We start from the raw sequence: 19,626 nt of genomic DNA on the forward strand, positions 1-19,626 counted from the left end.
GTCAAAAGTTACATACATTATGTCCTCGTTTCCGTCGCTCACTATCGAGAAGCCGCTCATTATCGAGAAGCCAATGCAACGCACTCCCGCAGACCTCCAGAGCCTAACGACGGAGAAGCCCAACGATGCGTCTACAGGCCTCGACACCAAATCCGCCATTGAAATCGCACGTATCATCAACCACGATGACACCCGGGTCGCTGCAGCCGTAAAGAAGGCTCTGCCCGAAATCGCGATCGTCATCGATATCGTTGCCCGCTCGCTCCGCGACGGCGGCCGCCTCATCTACGTCGGCGCCGGCTCCTCGGGCCGTATCGCCGCCCTGGACGCCTCCGAGTGCCCGCCCACGTTTTCCACAGCTCCCTCGCAGGTGCAGTACATCATGGCCGGCGGCCCCAAAGCCCTCGCCAGCGCTTCGGACGTCAACGAAGACTCCCCCGAACTGGGCCAGCGCGACATCGCCCGCCGCCGCCCCACGCGCAAGGACATCGTCATCGGCGTCTCGGCCTCAGGCCGTACCCCTTACGTCATCGGCGCAACCGAGTACGCCCGCTCACGCGGCGCCAAGACCGCAGCCGTCACCTGCAATCCCGACTCCGACCTCTCGCAGGTCGCCGACGTCACCATCTGTGCCGAGGTCGGCCCTGAGATCGTCTCCGGCTCGACCCGCATGAAAGCCTCCTCCGCGCAGAAAATGATCCTGAACATGATCACCACCGGCGCGATGACCCGGCTCGGCTATGTATACGACAACCTGATGGTGAACGTGCACATGAAGAACGCCAAGCTGGTCGAACGCGGCATCCGCGTCCTGATGAAGCTCTGCGACATCGACCGCGAAACCGCGATCCGCACCATCAAGTCCGCGGGCAAATCGATTCCCATCGCCGTCGTCATGCTCAAGGCCAACGTCGACAAGATGGAAGCTGTCCGCCGCCTGCAGAAGTCCGACGGCAACGTCCGCCTCGCCATCGACGACTCCCGCCTCGAACTCTAACTGCGATAACAATCGAGAACAAGCAACAGCCTTGACGCAAAGTCTGCGGAGGAAACGCGCCAAGTTTCGCCACGGTCTCCGTCGCGACCTTTGCGTTCTTCCTCCGCGCCCTCTGCGTCAAGGCTGTTGCCGTTGCTTGTTCTTCTGCTTGCTCTTTCCCGCTCTAGTTAGGGATCAGCAACAACAAAGACTGCTCACACTAGCTGTAAAATCGCGATACTCTCCTTTCTCATGGCCGCCATAAATCCCCTTCGCTCGATTCGCATCTGGCTCGTGATCTTTATCATCGGTCTCGTCCTCAGCGGTGTGACCGCCTTCCCTCTTCAGTCCGAGCTATCGCTGCTCGTCCACCTCTCTGCCAATCTTCATCTAGCGGACCACGCACCCGTCCTCAACCAATGGTTGATCACCGTGCATACCGCACTCACGGACGAAAACGCCCGCTACCCGTTCCTCGCCTACGGCACGGACTGGCTGGCCTTCGCGCACATCGTCCTGGCCATCGCCTTCATCGGCCCACTGCTGGACCCAGTGCGCAACAAGTGGGTCATCACCTTCGGCCTGATCGCCTGCGCAGGCGTCATCCCACTAGCCCTGATCGCCGGCCCACTCAGGGGGATTCCGTTCTACTGGAGACTCATCGATTGCAGCTTCGGCATCTTCGGCTGCATTCCACTATGGATTGTCCATCGCAAAATCACACGTCTTGAAGTCCAGGCGACTCACTAATGCTAGGAAGAAGCAACGGCCTTGACGCAAAGCCCGCAGAGGAAACGCTCCAAGTTTCGCCACGGTCTCCGTCGCGACCTTTGCGTTCTTCCTCCGCGCCCTCTGCGTCAAGGCTGTTGCCGTTGCTTGTTCTTCCCCCGCACTAGTCCGCGCGCAGAGCAGTTACCGGTTCTACGCTCGCTGCGCGCTGTGCCGGAATGAAGCTCGCAATCAATGCACTTAGAAGCAGGATGGCTGTCGCACTACCCAGCGCCGCAAGGTCGACTTCTCCCACTTCATACAGGCTCGAATGCAGCATGCGACCAGCAACAAAGGACATCGTTAGCCCCAATGCCAGCCCAATCGTCACCTGCGCGAAGGCCGAGCGCAGCACCAGCATAACCACATTGAGCCGCGTTGCTCCTACGGCTATACGCACACCGATCTCGACTGTGCGTCGTGTGACCGCGTACGCCATCACGCCATAGAGACCAATCGACGCCAGCAGGATGGCAAGGCTGCCAAAGAGTGTGCTCAACTCGGCCACCGTTCGCTGCTGGTCGTAGTGCACATCGATCTGCTGCTGCAGCGGATGCATATCGATGATGGCGAAGTTAGGATCGACCTCTGCGAAGACCCGCCGGATCTGCGGTTCCAGCCGGCCCATGTCGCCATCGATCCACAACTGTGCGCCGCCAATGAAGTGCGCCCACTTCTCGTTTTCCTTCAGCGCACTATCGGTGTAGTGAATACTCTGCGAGAGCGCGCCGAAGACCATGGGATCGGCCGGCAGTGCAGGGTCGGCGTATTTTGCATCGCGTGCCACACCCACAATCTCAAAACTGTCACTGTAGGCCGGCAGGTTGAAACCGAAGTGGCGGCCGATGGCATCTCCGTTCGGGAAAAACCTGCGCACGAAGGCCTGGTTCACCACCGCAACAGGACGCGTGTCTTCCTGGTCAGAAAGCAGGACGCCGCGGCCCTCCACAAGCGGCTGACCGATGGTTGCAAAGTAATCGGGTCCCACGCGGTCGTATTGCACATGGTGCGCACTATCGCTCGGTGGCACGCCCTCGCCTGGTTTCACGACGTATTCAACCCACTGACCGTCCATAGGGCTGTCGAGAGCCACGCTCGCACTGCGGACTCCGGGCAGTGCCTCCAGCCGTACCTTCAGTTCTCGATAAAGCCTGTCGAGATCGGCAACCGTGTACTTCGCCAGAGGTGGCTCAATGGTCACGATCTCGCGATTCTCCGTGTGAAAGCCGAAGTCCTGATGACGCAGGTTATAGATACTGTGCGTGAGCATGCCCGCCACGGCCACCAGCACAAGCGAAATCGCCGTCTGCACGACGACCATCGTCCTCTGCGGCCGCCCTGCGCCGCCGCCGCTCATCGTACGGCCGGCTCCACGCATCGAAACCATCGGGTCCGTCCGCGAAGCCAGCCACGCAGGCACCATCCCTGCAATCAGGCCGGTAACAATCGATAGCGCCACGCAGAAGCCCAGCACAGGAAGCGATGGCGAAACATGCACCGGAACGACCACGGCATGACGAAAGGCCAAGCGCACAATAAGCCCCTCACCTACCCATGCAATCGCCACCCCGAGCACGCCGCCCATGACTGAGAGCAGCAGGCTTTCAAGAAACGATTGCTGCAGAATCCGCCCCTTCGACGCTCCCAACGCACGTTGCAATGCCGTCTGCCGGCGCCGCACCATGCCTCGCGCCAGGAGTAGATTCGCGACATTGGCGCAGCCAACCAACAGCACCGCCGCGCAGATGCCCAGCAGGATACGAAGGCTGCTGCGATAAGAATCGCGCATCTCGCCAATGCCCTGTCCGCCGGGACCAAGACGAATGGCCTGCCGCGAAAGCTGGTCCTTAAGCTGTAACTGGAACTGCGGCGGCAGCGCGCCTTCGCTTGGGAGCCAGTGCTGCAGGTCAGCGGTCAGGCGCTCGGCCACGCCTGCCGTTGTCGCACCCGGTTTCAACCGGCCGATCATGCGTAGCCACGCCATCGAGGGCACATCGTTGTAGGGAGCCTCGGCATCGGTCAGATATTCGGTCGAGAGAGGTACCCACAGGTCCATGGGATTGCTGGTGAGCGTGTCCCCGAAGAAGCCGGGCGGCGCCACGCCGACGATCGTGAAGGGAAAGGTCTCAATCTGGAAGGTCGCACCGATGATCTTCGGATCACCTCCATAATTCTGCTGCCAGGTGCGATAGCTCATCACAGCCACTGCCGGAGCACCTCGCCTGTCGTCTTCAGAGTTAAGCATGCGTCCAGCGACCGGGTTCACGCCAAGCGTCTGAAAGTAGTTACCGCTCACGTACTCGCCCATCAGTGCCCGCGCCTGTGCACGATCCGTACCGTAGCGCACGCTCAACACGCCCGGCTGCGCCTGAAAGGCCGCAACCTGATCGAACTCCGGCTGCGCGGTCCGCGCCAGTTCCTTGTAGAGCTTGTACGAATAGAGGTCCCAGTCTTCCTGCAGGCCATTCGTCAGGCAGCACGACTTGCCGATGCCGATCTGGTAGAGGCGTGAAGGATCGGTCACGGGCAACGACTTCAGCATGACGGTGTCAATCAGCGAGAAGATGGCCGTGCATGCACCAATGCCAAGCGCAAGCGTGAGTACCACCGTCACCGTAAACATAGGGGCAAACTTCAACCGCCGCAGGGCATAACGAAGATCAAGCAGAAATGTCATCCGAAGAGCCTTCCAGGCATAACAGGATGGATTCTTTATATAGTCCCCCTGCCAGAGAAACAAACCGAATCAGTACGCGAGCCGCGTCTAAACCTCATATAGCGCACCCCGCACATTTCGCCACGGTCTCCGTCGCGACCTTTGTGTTCTTCCTCCGCGCCCTCTGCGTCAAGGCTGTTGCCGTTGCTTGTTATTCCCCTGCACCACTTCGAGATCAGCAGCAACTACGCTCCCTCAAACCGGTCTGTATGATCGATTCGGACGCCCTTTGCAAGAGATGGAGAGGAAGAGGTTATTGAGACGCCGCATCGCATACCCAAGCCAGAAACGGCTTCGAATGACGCACCTTGTTTCATGTGCAGTGCTGATTCTCATGGGCTCGAATCCAGTGGTAAGTCTGTTCGCACAGTCTGTGCCCGGCCACCAGGAAAAAGCTTCCAAAGAACAGGTGCGCGAAGTGCTTTCTTCGCCGAGCATGCAGGGACTTTATGCGCGAACCTATTGGAGCCTCAAGGAGCGCAGGCAGAGTGATGGGTTTTTACCTGAATCCCTGACAGGCGCTTATCAGGGAATGTTTCCTCGAACTGTCGGTGCTTATGCACTTCTGATGACCGAAACCAGGCAGTATGAAGCAGCTGAACAAAGCGTTGCCTGCGTGCTCACAGCACTCCGGCAGAACGATGACACGCGGGTACCTCGTGTCATTGGAAAACATGGTTCAGCCTATTACATAGAAGACGACGAAGCACAGATTGATGGACAGGCACAACTGATCCTTGGCTGGGCGCGGCTTGCGCTGGCTCGTGGTCGCACTCCGTTTGAAGATCGCACCTGGAAGCAGGTGAGCGATCTTTTGTCGTCAGGCACGGACCGCCCGTATTTACAGTACGGACAATTTCCCTCTCAGAATGGGTTGGTGCGCAATGTCGCCTTTGAGCATTCTCGGGAAGGGCGGTTCTGGGACACGTGGGACCTGCTCACCCAAAGTTTTATGGGCGCGGCATTGCATGACATGGTGCTCATCGCGAAGAGGCGCGGCGAAACAGAAGCTGCCGCGGTGTGGCAGAAGCGCCTCGACATCTTGAGCGGCGGCATGATGAAGAGCCTTACAACAGAGCGCAATGGCCAGGAGACCTATCTCGAAATGCGGCTACCGAACTCTGCGGCTGGCGTGCCTTACATGGGAATGGGGTGGGTCGTGCTCTCACCTCTCGCTGCTGGCTGGACTCCGGACGTGCAAGTGCTGAGCAATACCGTCTCAGCGCTGGAGAGGACAAACCTCAAGACGACTCATGGTCAGGTGTGGATGCCCACGGACGGATATGCTGATGGCACATTCTCGAATGAGATCATCGGCAAAGGTCAGGCATGGGAGATGGAATATGCGCGGACGCATGATGAATGGACACGAGTCACGCAGATACTGAATCTCATCAATACTGTGAATGCGCCGTCTCTCTACATGGAGGGAGCTTGGCTTGAGAACTCGTCCTACCATCTCTCGCAACGCTTATCCGATTCCGACTTGCCTGGCCTGGAACACGCCACGTGGAAAGTCAAGGATGCTGGGAATGGGGAACAGGACACATGGTTCTGCTGGGAGATGGCGCGTTTGAGACAGCAGTTCGGACTTCCAGTAGAGCCGCCCCAGCCACCGGCAAATTGAACGAGCAACTCACATTCTCGCCAGTTATCCGTGCAGAACGAACGGCCCTCAATGATTTCTGTAACGCCCTCGTTTCGCCACAGAACCCTCTGCGACCTTTGCGTTCTTCCTCTGCGCCCTCTGCGTCAAGGCAGTTGCTTGTTCTTCCCCTGCACTACTTCAGGATCAGCAGCAACTACGCTCCTTTTCATCTGATCTTTTGCGGAAAGCTAAATGGAGCGTAGAAGCTCAAACGGCCACGGGTACAAGCCCCAAAGGGGCGATATATACCAGCCCAGCGTGGTGACGTAGAGCGCGTGTCACAAATCTTTGCATCACGCTCTGCATCAAGGGTGGAGGCGGATCCGGGCTACCCTGTACGATTGCTCACATGCATCAGCCGGCCATCGACCACGATGAACAGGTGGCAAGGAACGAATCCCCGGGAGTGCTATCGTGAAAGCGAACGCCATGCAAGCACCTTGCCATCGATGACGTCCACCTCCACAAATGGCACAGGACGGAGCGTTCCCAGAGCTATGACATAAACAAGACGGAAGCCTGCCTTCCGATTCCCTGGCTCCAGCGCCCGCCACTCCAGACGGATGCTCACCGGCTCGCGGAATCCGCGTCCGTTCGCTTCCGCATACTGCCGCACACGCTCGATCGCCTCCGCCTCCGTGAGCATGTGCTCAGGGTGGTCCCTCGTCTGCCATCGGCGCCACAGCTCCCCCAGCTTCATTCAATTGCCCATCTCGATCTTCATGAACTGCTGCGAGTCCAGTTCCGACGTAATGGCTGTGCCATGTGTCACGCTCCGTGCGGAAAGAATACCGTACAGCCTCGACGAGGAGAAGACACCAAACGGAATTTTAACGACGCTGAGGCCTGGCTGAGAGCCTGTCCGTTAGGTGCGAGCACCCAGTAGACGTGATGATGCTTCATAACACCGTCCGTCAATGATTTTCGTAACACCCTCGTTTCGCCACAGAACTCTCCGCGACCTTTGCGTTCCTCCTCCTCGCCCTCTGCGTCAAGACTTTTGCCGTTGCTTGTCCTTCCCGCTCTACTTAGAGATCAGCAACAGCAAAGACTGACCGCACTGCCCATACGTAGTTCCCGCTCCACCAAGCAATGTCTCGTTCCCCGGTGTGACAAACGTATTAGGACCGTCATTCCAATCGCACGTGTCTGTCACCCGATACCAGTTCGTGCCGGTAGGTGGAGCCGGCAAGGTAAAGGTGACGCTGCCCGACCACCCGTTATAAGCGATATACATCGAGTTGGCATCGCTGAAAGAAGAACCATCGATCGTATACGCGATCGCATAGTTGCTGGTGTTGTCCCAGTAGCTGGTAGTAGCCACCGCTCCGCTCGGCTCGTACCAGACGACCTGGCTGGAGCTATACCAGGTCACCGGGCGAAGCGCCGGATGCGCCTTGCGGAAGGCAATGATCCGCTGCGCATAGTTGTAGAAGTTCGACTGGTCGGTACTCCAGCTATAGTTCAACCAGTTAGCGGTCGAGTCGAGGTCATAGGCATTGTTGTTGCACTGCAGCGACCGCAGATACTCGTCGCCTCCCTGCATCAGTGGCGTTCCAGCCGACAACATCTCGAAGGCCATCCCGGTCCGGGCAGCACGGCGTTGATCTTCTGCAGCCCCTCCCTGGTCCCAGCTATAGTTCGTGGTCGTTCCACCGTCGGACGGCCCATAGGGCCACGCCTGCGTGTTGTTCGAACCATTGCAGGAGTACACGTCATTCAACGTCAAGCCATCGTGTACATCGATAAAGTTCGTCGAGTTCCACGGCGAGCGGCCGCTGGCCTGGAACAGGTTGGAGGAACCGGCGAAGTCCGTCGCGTCCTGGCTGATGGAGCTCGCCGAACTGGTGCCAAGCTCGTTCTGCGCCTCGCGCATCGTGTCCCGAAACACGCCGTTCCACTCCGACCAGCCCACAGGAAATCCGCCCAGCTGATACGAGTTGCCCCCAATCGCCCAGGGCTCGGCAAAGAGATCGAGTCCGCTGCCACCTCCCGCCGGGCGCACCGTGAACTCGCGCAGGATGCGATTGATCGCGACGTTCGAATCCGATGCGTCGAAGTTGTATCCCCCATTCGGGCAGTTGGGAGCAGCGCTCTCGTATGCTCCATTCAGGCAGCTATTGCCCAGCACCGAGGCCAGATCGAAACGAAAGCCATCGACCCCCATGGTGTTCTTCCAATATGAAAGAGAATCGACGATCAGGTTCTGGGCGACCGTGTTGTAGGTGTTGTAATTCGCGCCAATTCCGGTGTTGTCGTAGAAATACTGATTCCCTGATGTGAGTTCGTAGTAGGTGGTGTTGTCCAGGCCGCGCAGGGAGTAGATGCTCGCCGTGGTGGGGTCGGTGCTGGTCCAGGTGCCGCCCTCGGCGGTGTGGTTGTAGACCACATCGATGTAAACCTTGATCCCCGCATTATGGAACGCCAGCACCATCGCCTGGAACTCAGCCGTAGGCCCGCCCGACGCTTTGTTATAGGCATAGCGGCGGTCCGGAGCAAAGTAGTCCTCGGTCATGTATCCCCAGTAGTTCTGGTCCGCATCCGAGTTCGGGATCACGTCGTTCTCATCGTTCTGAGTCTCCTGAATGGGCTCGAACTCAACGGCAGTAACACCGAGACTCGCAAGATAGCTCGCCTTCAGTCCGGCGCCATAGTACGTGCCCTGATAGGCGGTCGCGGTGTTCGGATCCTGCTTGGTCAAGCCGCGAACATTCACCTCGTACAGGACATCGTCCTTCTGCGCACGCGTCGGGTTGGTGCCGGTGCTTTGACTGCTGGCCGGCAGCACGATGCCCTTGGAGTTGTACGTACCGCTATCCATCGTCCGGTACAGCGACCCCGACGCGAAGATGTCGCCATTCTGGTTCGAGGCATTGAGCGGGTCCTGGCTGATCTCCTGCGCATAGGGGTCCAGCAGCAGCTTATTCGGATTGAAGCGGTTGCCATTGGCATCCACATCCGAGAGGAAGCCAGCCGAAGATCCCTTGGTCCAAACAGCGCTATACGGCCAGTTCGGTCCCCAGGCGCGATAGCCGTAATAGACCGTCCCGGTAATCCCTGCGGACTGAATGGCCGAAACCGGAACCGTCACCGCCCAGACACCACTTCCAGCCGGACTCAGCACATAGGTCGCGGACTCCTGAACGCCATACCCGGCCGAATAGAGGTAGAGCACCATGCGGGTGGCCTGAGAAGAGTAGACCCGAAAGCTAATCTCGGTATTTTGCGCGGTGTACGTCGCCCCGAGGCTCATGCTGTTAATGGCCGCATGGGCCGGAGCCACTACGGCAGCAAAGGCAGCACCTGCCAGCACTAGCGTCGCGAGGATCTTCGAATATCTCATGGTCGACCGTCTCCATCCTGAAAATTCTCAGCCCCTGGCGTCACGCCAGCGCACAACGGTAGAGGGCTTTGAACTACGCCGCGCACTCTCGAAGAACTCCCCTCATCAGCGCAATCCTTTTGCCCTCCTTTACGGATCAAATTTTCAACCACAGCCAACTCATTCCAAATCAATAAATTACACGCAACACATCATCCAGCAAATAACAGAGGAACTCTAGAATTTAGCAAGTTTAGAACCCGCCATAAGCATGGAGAACGACTAAGAATCCTAGATATCTTCTCGTCTCTGTTCTCTGATCTCTGTTTCCTGATCTCTCAACTCAAATGTCTGTTTTTACGGCAGTCTCCAACAGTTCGCGACATTTCGCTCCAGATGTGTTTATTCCAACAGCAAGCGGCGAGCACCTCCCCGGCGCCGCATTAAGGAGTTCTCGATGAAACGCACAATCCTTCCCGCAGCACTCGCCCTCGTCCTCGCCGGCTCAGTAGCCTTTGCCCAGCAGACCCAGACGACCCCGGCTCCCGACGCCCAGCAGCCCGCGGCAGCCGCACCAGAACATCATCATCGCCACCCCAGCCCGGAGCGCGAAACCGCACACCTCACCAAGCAGCTCAACCTCACCACCGACCAGGCCGCGAAAGTAGAGCCCATCCTGGCCGACCGCGATCAGAAGATGGCAGCCCTGTGGTCGAACACCGCGCTTGCTCAGCAGGACAAGCACCAGCAGATGCGCGCCATCCATGAGAGCACCCAGCAGCAGATCGACGCCGTCCTCACCCCCGACCAGGTCCAGCAGTTGAAGGCCATGCACCACGGGCACCGTGGAAACGGTCAGGAGCAGCCTCCTACGCCTCCTCCAGCTGCATAACTTTTACCAGCATCACGGGGTCTTCGCGAGTTCATCTCGCGAAGACCCTTACTTTTTAACCTGTCGTACCATTCAGACTGTGCCTAAACCTTCCAGGCAGTGGTTGAATCGAAGTGACGCAGTATGGCTGACACTTTGGCTGGCAGCGACTCTTCTAGAGTGCCTAAGACTCTCCTGGGGACGACAGTTCTGGAGTGATGAGATCTTTGGCTGGGTGATGGCCCGTGATCCCTCTCTGCGGCATATGTTTGCCGCATGGCGACTGGGTGCCGACGGCGGCGGCATCTTCTATTACCTGACGGTACGCGCCTGGATGGATGTCTTTGGCGATTCGGCGCTGGCCCTGCGAATGTTCACAGCTTTCTGTATGGGTGTGGCACTCGCTCTAACCTGGGTGACATCGCGAAGATGGTACCGGCTCGAAGTGGTTGCAGTTTCTCTGCCTTTCTGTTGGTTCACGGCACATTCCATGCTGCGGCAGATGATGGTTGGAAGGTTCTATGGCCTATTGATGGCGGCAGTAGCAGGCGCTGTCCTCTGCTACTGCGTAACAGCTGAGGAAGTATCGCTCAGTCTGCCGAAGTTAGGGGCCGTCTTTGCAGCACATTGCTTTCTGGTCGGGGTACATCCTTTTGGCCTGCTCTACAGCGCCGCAGTAATCGCCGCAATGATCGCATCGGACGTCTTCCAGCGGCGCTGGAGGCCCTGGCTCTATAGTGCCGCGATAGCGGGTTGGTGGATACTTTGGCCATCACGAGCGGCTATGTCCGCTTCGGCAGCGGTAGGTAAACCACATTTTTGGACAACCACACCCGTGCTCGGAGACCTGTGCGATGCCCTGGCCTTCTGGACAGATGAGATCCAATGGCTGGGGCTATTTATTCTCTTCTGCATCGCCGTACGGTGGTTCATCATCCGACGCACGAAAAGACCTACTCAGATGGAGACCGTCGATTCGCCGGCCTTAGTGATCGGAATTGCCCTGGTAGCTGTGATTCCTGCGCTTTGGATCGTCTCTCTCCATGGAACGTCCTATTTTGTCGACCGTTATTTATTGCCGACGATCATAGGCGCCGCTTTGCTGTTGTGCGCTGCGCTGGAGCGGCTCGTTCCAGCGCAGCGCCCCGCATGGCTCTCGTGGTCGGTCGGGTGCGCTGTGCTCGCCACAGCCGCCGGTACAGTGTGGGGAGCCGTATGGGACATGCCCAACTTCTACAAGGTCCCTCCGCATTCCTATACGAGCAGAATGGCTTCCCTGTTGCCTCGTAATGTTCCAGTCGTGGTGGAGCGTGTGGATATCTTTGCCGAAAGTATCGTCGCGGAGCCGGAGATCTCGCTGAATTATCTGCTCGACTGGGAGACAGTCCTATCACCGAAGAGCCTGCGAGGCGAGGTCTCCGGCTATCACGAGATGAAGAACTGGCAGATTTCAGGCTATTATGCGAGCGCCATTCAACCTTCGGAGCAGTTTCTGGCCCAACAACGGGAGTTTTGGGTCGTTAGCGACCCCTCGGAGCTTTGGTTCGCACACAGAGTGCAGAACAACCCAGCCTTTACGGTGGAGCGGGTGGGTGAGTTTCGCCGGGAATCGGATGTCGAAACGATTTGGCATGTTCGCCGCAAAGATTAACCGCTCAGGCCGTCCCGTATCCACCTCAGCACCCCCCTTTCCTCTTAACCCTTTCGTAAACTGTGACGATGGACAAGTTTGTTATCCGTGGCGGCAACCCTCTACTCGGCACCATCAAAATCTCCGGCGCGAAAAACTCCGCGCTCCCCTGCATGGCTGCCGCCATCCTCACCGAAGACGAGGTCATCCTCGAAAACATCCCTCAGGTACAGGACATCGAGACCGAGCGCAAGCTGCTCGTGAGCATGGGTGCAGAGGTCGAACTCGGCTATGGGCGCGCGCAGCACCGTACGTCGATCAGGTGTGCTGTACTCTCCGACCCCGTCGCCAAATATGAGATCGTCAAGACCATGCGAGCGAGTTCGCTCGTGCTCGGTCCGCTCATCGCGCGTACCGGCATGGCCCGCGTCGCCATGCCCGGCGGCTGTGCCATCGGTGGACGCCCCATCGACCTGCATATCAAAGGCCTCGAAGCCATGGGAGCAACCATCACCCAGGAGCACGGCTACCTCGAAGCCCGCGCCGAGAGGCTGAAGGGCGCACACATCGTCTTCGACAAGATCACCGTCACCGGCACCGAAGACCTGCTGATGGCCGCTGCGCTCGCAGAAGGCGAATCACTCTTCGAGAACTGCGCAAGAGAACCGGAAGTCACCGACCTGGTAGCCCTGCTGAACGCAATGGGCGCACAGATTGAAGGTGCTGGCACCTCGACCATCCGCATCAAGGGGGTAGCGAAGCTCCATGGCGCCCGGCACCGCATCAACCCTGATCGCATCGAGGCCGGAACCTTTCTCATCGCCGGGGCAATCACCGGAGGAGATCTCAACATCGATTGTTGCAACCCCGAGCACCTTGGTGCGCTGCTCGGAAAGCTGGAGCAGTGCGGCGTCAAACTCGACGTCGGCAAAGAGAATGTGCGCGTTCACTCCGGAGGCAAGCTCCAGGCCGCCGATATTTCGACAGAAGAGTACCCCGGCTTCCCTACCGATATGCAAGCTCAGTTCATGACACTGCTCACGCAGGCCGAAGGCACCTCCGTCGTTACAGAGAACATCTTCGAAAATCGCTTCATGCACGTCGGCGAACTCAACCGCATGGGCGCAAATATCTCGGTCAGCGGTCGCACAGCCACGATCCGTGGCGGAGCCCAATTGCAATCCGCTGCCGTGATGTGCTCAGACCTCCGTGCTTCAGCCGCACTCGTACTGGCAGCGCTGGTAGCCGACGGAGAGTCCATCCTCGACCGCGTTTACCACATGGACCGCGGCTATGAGCACATGGAAGAGAAGCTCCGCGGCGTCGGAGCGCAGATACGCCGCATGGGCGACGTCTTCGGCAAAAAATAACCATAGCTATGGGCCACACGGCCCATAGCTCGCTCTATCCCCCAGAGAAGCCGTTCTACACGCGCCAACCGCCTATAATCGACTCAATGCGGTCCTTGTCGAAGCCTTTCGCCCTGATCCTCGCTCTTACGGCGATCTTCGCCTCCATCACCACTCCAGCGCATGCGCAAGAAGCCGGCGGTCGCGTCGTCCTCGTCCTGCCCTTCGACAATCGCTCCGGCAACCCGTCCCTCAACTGGATCGGCGACTCCTTCCCGGACACCCTCGACAAACGCCTCAATTCAGCCGGCTTTCTCACCATCTCGCGCGACGACCGCGCCTATGCGCTGGACCATCTAGGACTGCCGCCGGGTTTCAAGCCCTCCCGCGCGACCACGATCAAGATCGCCCAGCAACTCGACGCCAACTACGTGATCGTCGGCACCTACAACGTCGTGAAGGACACCATCTCCATCCAGGCACGGGTGCTCTCCATTGATGCCCTCACCCTCACGGCTCCAATCGAAGATGGCTCCCCACTCAACCGTCTCTTCGACGCCGAAAACGCCATCGCCTGGAAGATCGCACGCTCTCTCGATCCGCACTTCAATGTGGCTGAAAGCACATTCGTCACCGCACCCGGTGCCGTTCCCCTGCCAGCCTTCGAGAACTACATCCGCGGAACCAACGCTGCGGCCTCCGACGAACGCATCAAGCGCCTGCAAGCCGCCGTTACGATCGTGCCCGACTACACAGCCGCGCTGCTGGCTCTCGGCAAAGAGCAATACGCCACGCGCGACTTCGCTTCTGCGGCAACGACTCTCGCAAAGGTCCCTGCCGGCGACCGCCTTGCCCTCGAAGCCAACTTTTATCTCGGGCTTGCGCGCTTCAACTCCGCCAACTACGCCGGCGCGGAGCAAGCCTTCTCCTTCATTGCCGCGCGCCTCCCATTGCCGGAAGTGGTCAACGATCAAGCTGTATCTCTAAGCCGTCAGGGCAAAGATGGCGCGGGCCTCTTCCAGCGTGCATCCACAGCCGATCCCTCCGATGAGGACTACCACTACAACCTCGCCATTGCGCTCTTTCGCCGCGGAGATACCGCTGCCGCGCTCAAAGAAGCCGACGCTGCCCTGAAACTCAAATCCAACGACAACGAAGCCGGATCTCTCCGCGCTCACCTCAGTATCGTCTCCCCTGGAACAAAACTCACTGACAGCGTTACGAACTCCTTTAGTCCAGTCGAACGCGTCCGTCGGAACTACTCGGAGGCCAGCTTCCGCCAAGCGGCCTTCCAGCTCGACCAGATGCGCGCGGTGCGCATGGCCACACTTCCACCCCCTCAACAGGCGACTGAATATACAAAACTTGGCAAGGATTACTTAAGCCAGGGACTGCTGCCAGAGGCAGAGGGAGAGTTCCAATCCGCGCTCACCGCCGACCCTAATAACGCCGCAGCCCACGCCGGTCTTGCCCAGGTTCGTGAATCCAGCGGCGACCCAACAGAAGCCCGCGATGAAGCTCACAAATCCCTCAAGATCCAACCGAACGCCACCGCTTACCTGGTTCTCGCACGGCTCGATCTTGCCGACAAACTTCTAGCCGCCTGCGCTGACGATGTGTCTCGTGCCCTGAGCCTCGAACCCTCCAATACTGCCGCCCAGGCCCTGCGCCAGAATCTTCAGCAGCGCGGCCAGTCTGTGCCGTAAGCGCTGCTTCTCCAGCCCGCAAACATCTGACCTCTCACCCCCTTTGCACAAAAGCGGTGAGTCGAAGGAGAAATGGAGAGATCGATGTATTTTGTTTGTACTGCCCTTGAAATCATCCCTTCCCTCCATCTCTCCCCGGATGCTGCTGTCCTTTGCCTCACACTCGGCCTGTTACTTATCTATCTGGAACTTAACCGGCCCGGTTTGATTGTTCCCGGTGCAATCGGCCTTTTGATCGTCCTGCTGGCTATTGCGGTGCTCCTGCCGTTGCCTCTGAGCCCTATTGGGGTTGTTCTTATAGCTGCGGCAGCAGGCCTGCTGCTGCTCGGCCTTACGCGTCAAACCCCTCTATTGCTTGCGGTTACAGCAACCCTCGCATTGATTTTCGGGTTCTTGCATCTCGTCGGAAGAGCTGACAGTCCCCAAGTCCATGCCCTCACTGCTACGGGGTGCGGTCTCGTCCTGGGAGCAGGAACCTCACTTCTTACCCATCTGGCCCGCCGCGCCCGTGCCAACAAGGGTTTAGACTTAGAACGAGCGCGCACCTCGCGCCCCGGAGTCCTCAAGTCTTGATTCGCAAAGTCTCGCTCTTCCTCGCCGCAGCCTTATTTGCCTCTACGTTCGGCAGCGCCGGCGCCCAGCAGGTATCACTTCTCGACCGTCAGCTCTCTCGTATGGACTTCGGGATCAGCGGCGCAGGCCTGTTCAATAAGAATGTCTCCGGACCGGTGATTTCTACCGCTTTGTATAACTGTGGCACCGCAACGGATCGCCAAGCCTGCCCCCTCACACTATCTCCATCGAACACAATCGGCGGAGTGTTCACCATTCGCTACATTGTGAAGCCGCTTGTCGGTTTTGAGTTCAACTACGGCTACGCTCGCTACACTGAGAACTTCGCGTCTCAGCCTGTCACGTTTGGCGCGCAGACACGAGCCAGCGAATACACCCTCGGTTATATCTACACACCTGCCTACAAGTTCTTTGGCTTCCAGCCCTTCGTCTCGGGGGGTGCGGGCGCCACAGAGTTCAAACCGACACCACACGGCGGTGAGGGTTTGCCCGAACAGGCACGAGCCACTTATTACTATTCGGCTGGATTGCAGCAGGAGTACTTTTCAAGCCATTTTGGCTTCCGCGCCTCCTTCCGCCAGCTCTTCTTCCTGGCCCCCGACTTCGGTCAGAATTACCTTACGATCCTGAAGCACACCACCAGCACCGAGCCTACGATCGGCTTCTACCTTCGTTACTAATCCCCACAAGGCCTTCATATTCCCATGAGCCACCTTCTTGATGACGACGATGACGACCTCCATGGTCGACAGAACCACCGGGAACTGACCCTCAGCACAGGCTCAGTTCTCGGCATCTTTTTCGGCCTTGTACTGCTGTGCGCCTTGTTCTTCGCCTTCGGCTACAACGTGGGGCATAGATCCGCGCCGCCCGTCGTTGCCGCCTCGGATACCTCCGACACGCCTTCGACCTCAACCAACTTCAGCTCCTTTAAACCCGCCGCAGGCTCACCGGCAGGCCATTCCCCCGCGGCCAATCCCCCTGCTAGCGCTCCGGTGTCCAAAACAACAGAAGAGTCGGACGACTCAGATGATTCTGCTCCCGTAGCCAAAACGCCCCCCCACGTCGCTACAACAACGACTACGGCCCAGCCTACCGCTACCCCTAAACTCGTTTCCACGTCTGAACCTGTTCCCGTAAACCATCCAGCGCCGCCGCCAAGCGCACCGGCAGCAACAACTGGCACCGGAGCCTTTGTCGTTCAGGTAGCCGCCGTTTCTCACCAGGAAGACGCGGGGCTACTCGTAGGCGCGCTCCAGCGCAAGGGATACGCCGTCGCAGCACGTAGCGAGCCACAGGATAAGCTGATTCACATCCAGGTCGGCCCCTTCAGCAATCATAAAGATGCTGACGCCATGCGCCAGCGGCTACTCGACGATGGCTATAACGCCATCGTCAAATAAGAATTACTCAATTCCTCATGGCTCGTAGTTGACCACTTGATCTAGCCAATCGGCATTTCTAGAGCCCGCTCCATCTCACCGCGTACAGCCACCATCAGGTCCTCTCGCGTGGCGAAGCTCTGAGGCTCGACCACCGGAAGAAACCGCACGACGACCTCGCCCGGCACAACCTTCAAGCTGCCTTTTCGCATCATGCGCTCGGTTCCACGGATCACGATTGGAACCATAGGCGCTCCTGTCTCTGCCGCGAGGAAGAATGCGCCTTTCTTGAACGGCAGCAGCTTTCCATCAGGCGACCGCGTCCCTTCGGGAAACACAAAGATATGCAGTCCTGAGCGCAGCGCGTCTGCTGCCGCTTCTACGCTCTTACGGGCCTCTTCACGAGAGTGCCCACGCGACACCGGGACGTACTTCCCCATACGCATCGCCATTCCCAGCAGAGGAATCCGCATCAGCTCTTTCTTCAGGAACACGCTGACCATACCCGGAAGAGACGGCAACAGCACCGGAGCATCGAGATTCGACACATGGTTGCTCATGAAGATGCAGGAACGGCCTTGCGGAATATTTTCGAGGCCCTCAACACGCACCCGAATTCCCGCAGCGCGCACGCCCAGCCGGACCGTTCCCATGCCCCACCGGTACATGGCACGAATATTGCCGCGCAGTGCCGACCACGGAATACCCACCAGCGCCGCGGGCGCACCCAAAGTTATAAACACAAACAACATCCGAAGAGCGGCAAACATGTACCTTCAGGATACCGTGTCCGCCTGTCACTTATGGAGTGGAAGGGTACTCTAGTTCCAGGAGAACCCTCGGATGGATGTAGTATCGGTAAAGGAGCTACACCAGACTCCTGCGGAGGTCTACACCCATCGGATGCAAGACCTGCAACAGTTGCAGATCACGGAGAAACGGCGCGCACGAGTCCTCGGCTACACCAAACTCGTTCTGGCGTTTCTAATCGCGATCTTTGCAATGTTGCTCCTACGCTATTTCGCGTTGCTCATCCCCCTGTTGGCCCTCATAGCGAGCTTCGCCGTTCTTGCCGTTCTCCACGAAAGAGCCCTACGTTCACTGCGTTATCGCGCACGCTCCATCAGTTTCTTCGAGCGCGGCATGGCAAGACTCGACGATCTCTGGCCTGGCACCGGCGAAACCGGCGATCGATTCCTCGACCTCGAACATCCTTACGCCCGTGATCTCGATCTCTTCGGCAAAGCCTCCCTGTTTGAACTGCTCTGCACGGCGCGCACACGAGCCGGCGAAGAGACCCTGGCTCGCTGGCTTCTCACCCCTGCAGCGATCGACGAAGCTCTTGCACGACAAGCCGCAGTGCTCGATCTAAAAGAGCGTGTCGACTTCCGGGAAAAACTTTCTTCCCTTGGCCAAACGATTCGTATAGGCGTTCACCCCGAGGCTCTTTCCAGCTGGGGAACGAGCGCGCCTATTCTCAGGGACAAATCCATTGCCGTCGTAGCCTTGATCCTTACCACCCTATGGATCCTTAGCCTTATAGGGTCAGGCATCTGGCATCTTGGTTCCATCGCGATCGGCATGACAATTCTGAGCGCCGCTTACTATCGCTACCTCAACCTTCGCCTTACGCAATCAGCGACCGCGATTGAAGCCGCCACAGCGGACCTTGGGTTGCTCGCCTCCGTTCTTCAACTCTTCGAGGAAGAGAGCTTTTCCTCGCCCAAGTTAACTGGACTGCAGGATGTACTGAAGCGCAGAGGCCTCCAACCCTCTGCGGCCGTTGCGAGACTTCGCCGCATCGTCGATCTTCTCGAATCGCGTCACAATCCCATGGGCCGCATCCTCGATAATGTCACCTTCTGGAGCGTCCATCTGGCCTTGTCGGCAGAACGTTGGCAAGAAACATTTGGCCCCGAAATCCGCTCCTGGCTCGACGCCATTGGAGAGCTCGAAGCTCTCGCCGCAATATCCGGCTTCGCGTATGAACACCCTGACAATGTGTATCCAACATTTACGCCCCATGGCCCAATCTTTGCAGCCGTCAACTTTGCCCACCCTTTGCTTCCAGCCTCACGAGCCATACGCAACGACCTGACGCTCGACACCCATCTGCAACTGATCGTCCTCAGCGGCCCCAACATGGCCGGCAAGAGCACGCTCATCCGTGGCATCGGATTGAACGTCGTCCTCGCCCACTGTGGCGCTCCAGTCCCTGCGAGCAGCCTCACCCTCTCTCCTCTCGCCATCGCCGCATCCATTTGCATCAGCGACTCACTGAGCAGTGGCATCTCCCGCTTCTACGCCGAAATTCGCCGCATCAAGCTCATCTCAGACCTTGCCGACGGCCCATTCCCCGTACTCTTCCTCATGGACGAACTTCTCTCCGGAACCAACTCCCACGACCGGCTGAAAGGCACGACCTTCATCGTGCAAAATCTGCTGGAGAAGGGTGCCATCGGCATCATCAGCACTCATGACCTGGCTCTGACGCAGATCCCCGAGTCGCTCGGAACCCTGGCAGCCAACTTCCACGTCGAGGACAGATTCGAAAACGGCGAATTAATCTTTGACTACCAGGTAAAACCAGGCATCGTGAAGGCCAGCAACGCCCTCGAACTCATGCGCTCCATCGGTCTTCAGGTTCCAGTCGACAAATCGCACCCATCTCACTAATACGACGGT

At 58.5% G+C, this 19,626-nt stretch carries 15 protein-coding genes; 11 read left to right on the forward strand and 4 right to left on the reverse strand.

The window, feature by feature from the left end:
- The first annotated feature begins 73 nt into the window (after positions 1-73).
- A complete protein-coding gene (gene murQ, locus GSQ91_RS20940) occupies positions 74-997 on the forward strand; it encodes an N-acetylmuramic acid 6-phosphate etherase (protein ID WP_158823832.1) in 924 nt (307 codons plus the stop codon).
- A 231-nt stretch (positions 998-1,228) separates the two neighbouring features.
- Entirely contained in the window at positions 1,229-1,726 is a 498-nt protein-coding gene (locus tag GSQ91_RS20945; RefSeq protein WP_158823687.1) for a hypothetical protein, read from the forward strand.
- Positions 1,727-1,868: 142 nt separating this feature from the next.
- Here GSQ91_RS20945 and GSQ91_RS20950 read toward each other — a convergent pair whose 3' ends face one another.
- The gene (locus GSQ91_RS20950) at positions 1,869-4,421 is read right to left on the reverse strand and encodes an ABC transporter permease (RefSeq protein ID WP_158823688.1); all 2,553 of its coding nucleotides are present in this window, start codon (positions 4,419-4,421) and stop codon (positions 1,869-1,871) included.
- Between the two features lie 373 nt (positions 4,422-4,794).
- On the opposite strand from GSQ91_RS20950, the gene GSQ91_RS20955 reads away from it, so the two are divergent.
- On the forward strand, positions 4,795-6,087 hold the full coding sequence (locus GSQ91_RS20955) for a hypothetical protein (protein ID WP_158823689.1): 1,293 nt from the start codon (positions 4,795-4,797) through the stop codon (positions 6,085-6,087).
- Positions 6,088-6,517: 430 nt separating this feature from the next.
- On the opposite strand, the gene GSQ91_RS20960 is transcribed toward GSQ91_RS20955, so the two are convergent.
- The gene (locus tag GSQ91_RS20960; protein WP_158823690.1) at positions 6,518-6,808 is read right to left on the reverse strand and encodes a hypothetical protein; all 291 of its coding nucleotides are present in this window, start codon (positions 6,806-6,808) and stop codon (positions 6,518-6,520) included.
- Positions 6,809-7,132: 324 nt separating this feature from the next.
- The gene (locus GSQ91_RS20965) at positions 7,133-9,451 is read right to left on the reverse strand and encodes an isoamylase (RefSeq protein WP_158823691.1); all 2,319 of its coding nucleotides are present in this window, start codon (positions 9,449-9,451) and stop codon (positions 7,133-7,135) included.
- A gap of 436 nt (positions 9,452-9,887) precedes the next feature.
- On the opposite strand from GSQ91_RS20965, the gene GSQ91_RS20970 reads away from it, so the two are divergent.
- The 7 genes from GSQ91_RS20970 (at position 9,888) to GSQ91_RS21000 (ending at position 16,962) form a co-directional block, all read left to right on the forward strand.
- On the forward strand, positions 9,888-10,322 hold the full coding sequence (locus GSQ91_RS20970; RefSeq protein ID WP_158823692.1) for a hypothetical protein: 435 nt from the start codon (positions 9,888-9,890) through the stop codon (positions 10,320-10,322).
- A 103-nt stretch (positions 10,323-10,425) separates the two neighbouring features.
- Positions 10,426-11,952: a hypothetical protein gene (locus GSQ91_RS20975; protein WP_158823693.1), complete on the forward strand. Its 1,527-nt coding sequence runs from the start codon at positions 10,426-10,428 to the stop codon at positions 11,950-11,952.
- 68 nt (positions 11,953-12,020) lie between these two features.
- Positions 12,021-13,301, forward strand: a complete 1,281-nt coding sequence (gene murA / locus GSQ91_RS20980; RefSeq protein WP_158823694.1) for a UDP-N-acetylglucosamine 1-carboxyvinyltransferase — start codon at positions 12,021-12,023, stop codon at positions 13,299-13,301.
- An 86-nt stretch (positions 13,302-13,387) separates the two neighbouring features.
- A complete protein-coding gene (locus GSQ91_RS20985) occupies positions 13,388-14,986 on the forward strand; it encodes a tetratricopeptide repeat protein (RefSeq protein ID WP_158823695.1) in 1,599 nt (532 codons plus the stop codon).
- Positions 14,987-15,070: 84 nt separating this feature from the next.
- A complete protein-coding gene (locus tag GSQ91_RS20990; RefSeq protein ID WP_158823696.1) occupies positions 15,071-15,559 on the forward strand; it encodes a hypothetical protein in 489 nt (162 codons plus the stop codon).
- Positions 15,556-16,239 carry a hypothetical protein gene (locus tag GSQ91_RS20995; RefSeq protein ID WP_158823697.1) on the forward strand — a complete coding sequence of 228 codons (684 nt, stop codon included), beginning with the start codon at positions 15,556-15,558 and terminating at the stop codon, positions 16,237-16,239. Before GSQ91_RS20990 ends, GSQ91_RS20995 begins: the two co-directional genes overlap by 4 nt.
- 24 nt (positions 16,240-16,263) lie before the next feature.
- Complete coding sequence (locus GSQ91_RS21000; protein WP_158823698.1) at positions 16,264-16,962, forward strand: SPOR domain-containing protein; 699 nt, start codon at positions 16,264-16,266, stop codon at positions 16,960-16,962.
- A gap of 41 nt (positions 16,963-17,003) precedes the next feature.
- Here GSQ91_RS21000 and GSQ91_RS21005 read toward each other — a convergent pair whose 3' ends face one another.
- Positions 17,004-17,693: a 1-acyl-sn-glycerol-3-phosphate acyltransferase gene (locus tag GSQ91_RS21005; protein ID WP_158823833.1), complete on the reverse strand. Its 690-nt coding sequence runs from the start codon at positions 17,691-17,693 to the stop codon at positions 17,004-17,006.
- 91 nt (positions 17,694-17,784) lie between these two features.
- Between GSQ91_RS21005 and GSQ91_RS21010 the strand changes: the two genes are divergently transcribed.
- Positions 17,785-19,617, forward strand: a complete 1,833-nt coding sequence (locus tag GSQ91_RS21010) for a DNA mismatch repair protein MutS (protein ID WP_158823699.1) — start codon at positions 17,785-17,787, stop codon at positions 19,615-19,617.
- Positions 19,618-19,626 lie beyond the last annotated feature (9 nt).

The sequence above is a fragment of the Granulicella sp. S156 genome (assembly GCF_009766105.1).
Classification (GTDB): Bacteria; Acidobacteriota; Terriglobia; order Terriglobales; family Acidobacteriaceae; genus Granulicella.